Below are 8,682 nucleotides of genomic sequence, written 5' to 3' on the forward strand. Positions count from 1 at the left end.
TCCCGCTTCAACGCCAAGTTCGGCGCCTTCACGCGGAAGTAGGCGCAAGCCTCACTGCGACGAATTCAGAACGCCGCGAGGGGCAGCCTTCGCGGCGTTTTTCGTTTGGGCATTCCCTCCCCTCCTAGGGGAGGGAAGACCACGAAGCGGTCAGGGTGGGGAAGTGTGGGCTGGAACGCCGCGCCCCAGGACGAGCCCCGCCAATCACGGGCCTCAGAACTCGGGCCCACACTTCCCCACCCGTCTCGCTACGCTCGCCACCCTCCCCTAGGAGGGGAGGGAATACGCACGCCTACTTCTCGAAGATGCCCATCAGCAGGGGCCGCACGAAGACGGATGCCGCGGCCTTGGGGCGCACGTCGGGGACGAGGTAGCCCAGATCGGCGCAGGCGTTCAGGGTGGCGTTCAGCATCTGGGCCGCGATGAACGGGTCGACCGGGCGGATCGAACCCTCGGCGATGCCGTCGGAGATCATCGAGGCGAAGCGGTCGGACACGCGGTTGGCGTGCTCGACCATCACCCGGCGCATCTGCTCGGGCAGGGCCGTCAGCGCCGAAGTGCGCAGGAGCGGGCCGTGCTCCGAGAGCTGGAACTCCGCCAGCGCCGCCGCGCAGGCCGCGAGCTTGTCCCACTGGTCGCCCGGCAGGTCCATGGCCAGCCGCTGGGCCCGTCGCATCACCTCGAAGCTGCGCTCGAAGCAGGCGACCACCAGGTCGTCCTTGGCCTCGTTGTGGTGGTAGAAGCTGCCCTTGGTGACGTTCAGCGCGGCGGAGATCTTGTCGACCGAGGCGCCACGATAGCCGCGCAGGTTGATCAGGCAGGTGGCCGCCAGCAGGAATTCCTCGCGCGCCAGCTCCGGGCCTTCTGCCAGCTTCGCCATGGGGATGGGGATGGGCTCCCAACCCCGGCCTTGGCGGGCGACGCCGTTCAGGAGGATGTCGACCATGCGGTCGCGGATGCGCGGGTGATCGTCGGGCTCGTACCTGGCCAGCCACGCGCCGCCCCAGAACACCTGCTCAAGCAGCATGCGCGTGCGCGCCGTGCGCCGGCCCCGCGACATCCAGGTGAGGTCGGGGTGGTCGAAGATCTGGCGCACCTTGCGCAAGAGCCGCATGTACGCCTGGACCACCTCCTCCTGGCGCGGCGAGGACAGCGCGCGGAGTTCGGAGATGATCGGCAGCGGCGGGGCCGAGCCAGCGTCGATCTTCCTCAAAATGTCGAGGTATCCGGTCAGGAACGCGTGCAGCCGTTCGGGCGGCGTCGCTGCCTTGGTGGCGGTCTCAGCGAGGTCATGCAGAGTCTCGATGCCGCGCGTGATGCAGGCGGCGGCCAGGTCATCCTTGCGCTTGAAGTAGTAGGTGACGCTGGTCGTCGAGAGCTCTACCGCCGCGGCGGCGTCGCCCAGGGTCAGACCCTTGATGCCCTTGCGGTTCAGGATGCGGGTCGCCGCGTCGAGAATGGCTTCCCGCTTGCGTGCGAACCTGTCCGTGGATTTCGCCGCGGCGGCGCGCTGAGCCATGTGAAGATTATTTCCCCGATGAAATGCTCTTGTGCCTCGCATGGGCCGCCGCGCCAAGACCCTTGATCCCCAGACCGGGGCTTCCGGCGGAGGCGGATGACTTCAGAGCCTGGCGCGTTGCAGCTCCCTGTGGAGCTTCGGGCGATTCAGCTGTCGGAGAAGCCGAACGGCGTGCTCGTGCCGCGGATGTCGTCGGGCAGGATTTGGCGTCCGATCGGCGGCGCCGAGCGAGCCGCGCATTCCGCGCGGTGGCAGATGCGACAGGTCACCCCGATCGGCGTCGCCGCCTCCGGACCCGGCCGGCCGTCGATGTAGATCAGGCGGTGGGCATGCTCAGCCGTGCAGCCCAGCGCGATGGCGCGTTCCACCCGAGGCTTGCCGAAGCCGCCGCCGCCCGCAGTCACCGTGCGGGCGATGGAAAAGAACCGCTGGCCATCCGGCAGCTCCAGCCACTGGGTGACGATCTGGCGCGGTGTGCGGAAGGCCTGGTGGACGTTCCACAAGGGACAGCCGCCGCCGTGGCGGGCGAAGGGGAAGCCCGCCCCGTCCAGGCGCTTCGACACGTTGCCGGCCTCGTCGACGCGGATGAAGAAGAACGGCACCCGCTCCTGGCCAGGCTTCTGCAGGGTGGTGAGCCGGTGGGCGACCTGCTCGAAGCTGGCGCCGAACTGGCGGCTGAGCGCCTCCACGTCGTAGCGGCGCGCCTCCACCGCGCGGGCGAAGGCGGAATAGGGCATCAGCATCGCGGCGGCCGCATAGCTGGCGAGCGCGCGGCGGGTCAGCCGCTCCCCGCTCTCGGTGGCGAAGCTGCCGTCGGCGATGACGGCGGCCACCTCGGTCTCCAGCTCCAGGTAGACGAGCTGGAGGGCCAGCTGGAAGGTCTGGCTGGCGTTGTCCAGATCGTCGCTGAGCAGGATCTCGCGGCGGTGGCGGTCCAGCCGCCTCGTCGAGCCGACCATGACTTCCGGCGGCAGGCGGCGGACGCGCAAGTTGTGGCGGGCCTTGAAATAGCCGGTGAGACTGTCGTGCGCAGCCACCGCCTGGGCCAGCCGCTCGGCCGCGTCGTCGAGGCTGGGGAAGCAGTTGCGCCGCGCCTCCAGGAAGCGCCGCGATTCCGACACCGGATCGGACACGTCGGAACCGCCGCCGACCCCGGGCTCGACGCCCCGGTCGGCCAGAGCCAACTGTTCCTCGCGATAGGCGGTGTAGAGTCGGAGCAGCGCCTCGGTGACGCCCGGAAAGTTCGTGGTGACGTCGGCGGTCTCCAGCGAGGGCAGGTCGATGTCGGCGAACATCGGATCCCTCAGCACCACCGCCAGCCGAGCGGCCTCGTCCGTCCCACCGCCGGCGGTAAGCGCGCTCATGTCGAGCTTGTAGGTCTGGGCCAGCCGCAGGAGCACCTCGGCGCTGAGGGGACGATGGTTGCGTTCCAGAAGCGCGATGTAGGAGGCCGACACCTCCAGGTCGGCCGCCATGTCGGCCTGCGTCAGCCCCAGGTCGCGGCGGAGCCGGCGAAGGCTGGGCCCCACATAGAGACGGCGATCCGCAGGCATGGCAGGTCCCTGAATTGTCAGACCTTACAACATTACATCGAAATTCTGTAAAGTTTGACAGCTACACCCCGGACACCCTGGCCCGGCATGCGGTTTGCACGTTACCCGATCAGCAATCACTCCTGCCCGATCGGGGACTGCCGCGATGGCCTACCAAGACCACATCATCGAGATGAGCCAGCTCATCAACAGCAAGAACGGAACCTGGGACGGAATCGATCCCGAGGGCGTCGCCCGCATGCGGTTGCAGAACCGGTTCAAGACCGGCCTGGAAATCGCCCGCTATACCGCCGGCATCATGCGCGCGGACATGGCGGCCTACGACGCCGATCCGGCCAACTACACCCAGTCGCTGGGCGCCTGGCACGGGTTCATCGCCCAGCAGCAGATCATCTCCGTCAAGAAGCACTTCGGCGCCACGAAGGGCCGCTACATCTACCTCTCCGGCTGGATGGTCGCCGCGCTTCGCTCCGACTTCGGCCCGCTGCCGGACCAGTCGATGCACGAGAAGACCTCGGTCCCGGCGCTGATCGAGGAGATCTACACCTTCCTCAAGCAAGCCGACGCCCGCGAGCTCAGCCTGCTGTTCCGCGACCTCGACGCCGCCCGCGCGGCCGGCGACGCCAAGAAGGAGCAGAAGCTGCTCGACGCCATCGACGGCTTCGAAACCCACGTGGTCCCGATCATCGCCGACATCGACGCCGGCTTCGGCAATGCGGAAGCGACCTACCTGCTGGCCAAGAAGATGATCGAGGCGGGCGCCTGCGCGCTGCAGATCGAGAACCAGGTCTCCGACGAGAAGCAGTGCGGGCACCAGGACGGCAAGGTCACGGTCCCGCACGAGGACTTCCTGGCGAAGGTTCGCGCCTGCCGCTACGCCTTCCTGGAGCTGGGCGTCGACAACGGCGTCATCGTCACCCGCACCGACAGCCTCGGCGCGGGCCTGACCAAGCAGATCGCCGTCAGCCACGAGCCGGGCGACATCGGCGACCAGTACAACAGCTTCCTCGACTGCGAGGAGATCTCGCCCGCCGACATGAAGAACGGCGACGTGGTCCTGAACCGCGGCGGCAAGCTGCTGCGGCCGAAGCGCCTGCCGTCCAACCTGTTCCAGTTCCGCGCCGGCACCGGCGAGGACCGCTGCGTGCTCGACTCGATCACCTCGCTGCAGAACGGCGCGGACCTGCTGTGGATCGAGACCGAGAAGCCGCACATCGAACAGATCGCCGGGATGATGGACCGCATCCGCGCGGTCATGCCGGGCGCCAAGCTGGCCTATAACAACAGCCCGTCCTTCAACTGGACGCTGAACTTCCGCCAGCAGGTCTACGACGCCTGGGCCAAGGCCGGTAAGGACGTCTCCGCCTACGAGCGCGAGAAGCTGATGAGCGTGGACTACGACGCCACCGAGCTGGCCGTCGAGGCCGACGAGCGCATCCGCACCTTCCAGCGCGACGCGGCCAAGCGAGCCGGGATCTTCCACCACCTGATCACGCTGCCGACCTACCACACCGCCGCGCTCTCCACGGACAACCTGTCCCGCGAGTACTTCGGGTCGCAGGGGATGCTGGGCTACGTGCTCAACGTCCAGCGCCAGGAGATCCGCCAGGGCATCGCCTGCGTGCGGCACCAGAACATGTCCGGCTCGGACATCGGCGACGACCACAAGGAATACTTCGCCGGCGAGGCGGCCCTGAAGGCCGGCGGCGTTCACAACACGATGAACCAGTTCGCATAAGCGGATAGGTTCCAGAACTTGGCGGCCCGGGGCTCACGCCTCGGGCCGTTGTGTTGCCAGCATATCGAGATTGGGTTGAGGCATGGACATCAGCAGCGCCGTTTCCGTCGACGATCTCCTGCACGCCTTCGTCGAGGTCGCGCTGCTGCCGGGGACGGGCGTCGAGCCCGCCGCGTTCTGGGCGTCGCTTGAGGCCATCCTGGCCGACTTCACGCCCGCGAACGACGCGCTGCTCGCCCGCCGTGACGAGCTGCAGGTCCAGATCGACGCCTACTGGCGCGAGCGGCGCGGCAAGCCCGTGGACGTGGCCGAGGAGACCGCCTTCCTCCGCCAGATAGGATATCTCCAGCCGGAGCCTGCCGCTTTCCAGATCGGCACGACGAACGTCGACCCGGAGATCGCCCGCCTCGCCGGGCCACAGCTGGTGGTGCCGGTGTCGAACGGCCGCTATGCGCTGAACGCCGCCAACGCCCGCTGGGGCAGCCTCTACGACGCCCTCTACGGCACCGACGCGCTGGAGCCGCCGACGGGGACCAAGGGCTACGATCCGGTCCGCGGCGGCAAGGTCATCGCCTATGCGCGCAGCCTGCTGGACCGGGTCGCGCCGCTGGCGCGAGGCCGCCACGCGGACGTCACCGGCTATCAGGTCCAGGACGGCGCGCTGGTCCCCGCCCTGGCCGATCCGGGCCAGTTCGCCGGCTGGCGCGGTCCCGCCGAGGCGCCGCAGGGCGTGCTGCTGCGCCACAACGGCCTGCACCTGGAGATCCAGATCGACCGCGCCCACAACATCGGCAAGGACGACCCTGCCGGGGTCGCCGATGTGCTGGTCGAAGCGGCGCTCACTGCCATCCAGGACTGCGAGGATTCGGTCGCCGCCGTCGACGCCGAGGACAAGACCGGCGTCTACCGGAACTGGCTGGGCCTGATGAAGGGCGACCTGGAGGCCAGCTTCGCCAAGGGCGGCCGGACCGAGACCCGCCGCCTGGACGACGATCGCGTCTACACGACCGCCGGCGGCGGCGAGCTGACCTTGAAGGGCCGCTCGCTGATGCTGGTGCGCAACGTCGGCCACCACATGACCACCGACATGATCACCCTCAACGGGAAGCCGGTCTACGAGACGGTGATCGACGCCCTGATCACCGTCGCCGCGGCGCTGCACGACATCAACGGCGCGCGCCGCAACAGCCAGGCCGGCTCGGTCTACATCGTCAAGCCGAAGCTGCACGGGCCCGACGAGGTGGCGCTGGCCGTGCGCCTGTTCGGCCTGGTCGAGGACGCGCTGGGCCTGCCGCGCAACACCGCCAAGATCGGCATCATGGACGAGGAGCGCCGCACCAGCGCCAACCTGGCCGCCTGCATCGCCGCGGCGAAGGACCGTGTGGTGTTCATCAACACCGGCTTCCTGGACCGCACCGGCGACGAGATCCACACCGCCATGGAAGCCGGCCCGATGGCCCGCAAGGACGCGATCAAGGCCGAGCCGTGGCTGGCAGCCTACGAGAAGCGCAATGTCGAGGCCGGCCTCGCCGCCGGCTTCCCCGGCCGCGCCCAGATCGGCAAGGGCATGTGGGCAGCGCCGGACCTGATGGCCTCGATGCTGGCCACCAAGGTCGGCCACCCCAAGGCCGGGGCCAACACCGCCTGGGTGCCGTCGCCCACCGCCGCGGTGCTGCACGCCCTGCACTACCACGAGGTCGACGTGCCGACGCTCCAGGCGCAGATGGCGGCCGCCGCCGTCAAGACCGGGACGGACGAGTTGCTGGTCCCGCCGCTGGCCAACTCCAACTGGAGCCCGGCCGACGTCCAGCAGGAGCTGGACAACAATGCCCAGGGCATCCTGGGCTATGTCGTGCGCTGGATCGACCAGGGCGTCGGCTGCTCCAAGGTGCCGGACATCCACGACGTCGGCCTGATGGAGGACCGGGCCACCCTGCGCATCTCCAGCCAGCACATCGCCAACTGGCTGCACCATGGCGTCTGCACCGAAGCCCAGGTCCGCGAGACGCTCAGCCGGATGGCCAAGGTGGTGGACGGCCAGAACGCCGACGATCCGCTCTACACACCCATGGCTGGAAACCCCGACAGCATCGCCTACCAGGCGGCGCTGGAGCTGGTGTTCGAGGGTCGCGCCCAGCCGAACGGCTACACCGAGCACATCCTCACCCGCCGCCGCCGCGAGCGGAAGGCGCAAGCGCCAGGCTAGGCTTCCGCCAGGTCGAACCATGCGTCCAGGGAGGCGGCGACGAAGTCCGGCAGCCGGCCTTCGCGGAAGAAGCCCCACTGGTTGAAGGCGCCCTGCCATTGCGCTTCCAGCAACCGCGCGGCGATGTCCGGGGCGATCCTCACGGGTGGCAGCCGCTCGGCAACGGCCTCGCGAAGGAGCTGCCAGCGCTCGCGGGCCAGGGCGTTGAGGCCCGGGTCGCGGAAGTCCTCGCGCATCCACAGCAGTCCGGTCCCCAGGGTGTCCGGATCATGGATGTCCGGGGTCAGCAGCAGGAAGAGGCCGATCACCGAACCCCGCTCGCGCGTTGTCGGGGCCTGCGCGATGGCCGCGGCGAACTCACTGTTGTCCTGGGTCAGGGCGGCGAGGATCAGCCTGCGCTTGTCGCCGAACCGCTGCAGCAGGGTCGACGGTGCGAGCCCCACCTCCGCCGCGACGGCCGCCAGCGTGAACTCGGCCGGCCCGGTGTACATGATCACCGCGAGCGTGCCGGCGAGGATCTCTTCGTCACTGATCCGCCGAGGGCGAGGCATCTTGACCGCATTTATAAATGAATGTTCATTTATAAACATCGTAGGGCGGTTCGCCGACGCCGCCAAGGCTGGAGTGGGAGGGGCGGATGGCCAAACAGCCGCTGACGGGCAGGGTGGCGCTGGTGGCGGGCGCCACGCGCGGGGCGGGCCGCGGCATCGCCTGCATGCTCGGGGCGGCCGGCGCGGTGGTCTACTGCAGCGGCCGCAGCGGCGCCGGGCAGACCTCGCCGATGGACCGGCCGGAGACCATCGAGGAGACGGCGGCGCTGGTGGACGAGCGTGGCGGCCATGGCGTGGCGGTCCGCACAGACCACACCCGGGAGGACGAGGTCGCGGCCCTGATCGGCCGGATCGAGGCCGAACACGGGCGGCTGGACATCCTGGTCAACGACATCTGGGGCGGCGATCCCATGGTCGACTGGAGCGCCAAGTTCTGGCAGCTCGACATCCCGACCGTTCGCGCCCTGATCGACCAGGCGATCCTCACCCACCTGATCACCGCCCGGCACGCCGCGCCGCTCATGGTCCGGCAACGCAGCGGCCTGATCGTCGAGGTGACCGACGGCCACTACGACGGCTATCGGGGCCAGTTGCTATACGACCTGGTGAAGAACACCGTGAACCGCATGGCCTACGCCATGGCCTGGGACCTCCACGGCACGGGCGTGACGGCGCTGGCGCTCAGCCCCGGTTTCCTGCGCTCCGAAGCCGTGCTCGGCCACTTCGGCGTCGGCGAGGCCAACTGGCGCGACGGCATCGCCCGCGACCCGTTCTTCGCCGAGTCGGAGAGCCCGTTCTTCGTCGGCCGCGCGGTCGCCGCCCTGGCCGCCGATCCGCAGGTGAACCGCAAGGCCGGCCAGGTGCTGTTCGCGGCCGACCTGGCGCACGAATACGACTTCACCGACATCGACGGCGGCCGTCCGGCCTTCCACCCGATGTTCGACCGGGTCACTGCCGAGCTGGCCGGCCGGGACGGCGCGCTGGATGAGAACGAGCGCTTCCTGGTCGCCGCCCGCTACGCCCAGGTCCACAGGGAGCCGGACCAGGCCGACAAGGCGCGCCGGCTCGCCGCCAGGCTGGGGTGGAACGACCTGCCGCCGGCGCTCGGACCTCGA

General features: G+C 69.1%; 5 protein-coding genes and 1 pseudogene. 3 read left to right on the plus strand and 3 right to left on the minus strand.

Annotation, left to right across the window (positions count from 1 at the left end; genetic code table 11):
- Positions 1–292: 292 nt before the first annotated feature.
- Positions 293–1,519: a TetR/AcrR family transcriptional regulator gene (locus QZV94_RS01180; protein ID WP_293675965.1), complete on the minus strand. Its 1,227-nt coding sequence runs from the start codon at positions 1,517–1,519 to the stop codon at positions 293–295.
- Positions 1,520–1,665: 146 nt separating this feature from the next.
- A complete protein-coding gene (locus tag QZV94_RS01185; RefSeq protein WP_293675966.1) occupies positions 1,666–3,072 on the minus strand; it encodes a short-chain fatty acyl-CoA regulator family protein in 1,407 nt (468 codons plus the stop codon).
- A gap of 145 nt (positions 3,073–3,217) precedes the next feature.
- On the opposite strand from QZV94_RS01185, the gene QZV94_RS01190 reads away from it, so the two are divergent.
- Both QZV94_RS01190 and QZV94_RS01195 read left to right on the plus strand, forming a co-directional pair.
- Positions 3,218–4,810, plus strand: a complete 1,593-nt coding sequence (locus tag QZV94_RS01190) for an isocitrate lyase (RefSeq protein WP_293675967.1) — start codon at positions 3,218–3,220, stop codon at positions 4,808–4,810.
- 82 nt (positions 4,811–4,892) lie between these two features.
- Positions 4,893–7,016, plus strand: a complete 2,124-nt coding sequence (locus QZV94_RS01195) for a malate synthase G (RefSeq protein WP_293675968.1) — start codon at positions 4,893–4,895, stop codon at positions 7,014–7,016.
- Here the strand turns inward: QZV94_RS01195 and QZV94_RS01200 are convergent.
- Positions 7,013–7,567, minus strand: coding sequence for a TetR/AcrR family transcriptional regulator (locus QZV94_RS01200; protein ID WP_293675969.1), 555 nt, complete (start codon positions 7,565–7,567; stop codon positions 7,013–7,015). The two genes, QZV94_RS01195 and QZV94_RS01200, sit on opposite strands and share 4 nt — an antisense overlap.
- An 86-nt stretch (positions 7,568–7,653) precedes the next feature.
- Between QZV94_RS01200 and QZV94_RS01205 the strand changes: the two are divergent.
- Positions 7,654–8,511: pseudogene (locus QZV94_RS01205) on the plus strand (SDR family oxidoreductase); the annotation flags it as partial.
- Between the last annotated feature and the right edge of the window lie 171 nt (positions 8,512–8,682).

The organism is uncultured Phenylobacterium sp., from assembly GCF_902826855.1.
GTDB lineage: Bacteria > Pseudomonadota > Alphaproteobacteria > Caulobacterales > Caulobacteraceae > Phenylobacterium.

What these genes read in the sequence shown, in the direction of transcription:
- QZV94_RS01180 (WP_293675965.1), bottom strand. Translation starts at nt 1,519, where the DNA reads ATGGCTCAGCGCGCCGCCGCGGCGAAATCCACGGACAGGTTCGCACGC.
- QZV94_RS01195 (WP_293675968.1), top strand. Translation starts at nt 4,893, where the DNA reads ATGGACATCAGCAGCGCCGTTTCCGTCGACGATCTCCTGCACGCCTTC.
- QZV94_RS01185 (WP_293675966.1), bottom strand. Translation starts at nt 3,072, where the DNA reads ATGCCTGCGGATCGCCGTCTCTATGTGGGGCCCAGCCTTCGCCGGCTC.
- QZV94_RS01200 (WP_293675969.1), bottom strand. Translation starts at nt 7,567, where the DNA reads ATGCCTCGCCCTCGGCGGATCAGTGACGAAGAGATCCTCGCCGGCACG.
- QZV94_RS01190 (WP_293675967.1), top strand. Translation starts at nt 3,218, where the DNA reads ATGGCCTACCAAGACCACATCATCGAGATGAGCCAGCTCATCAACAGC.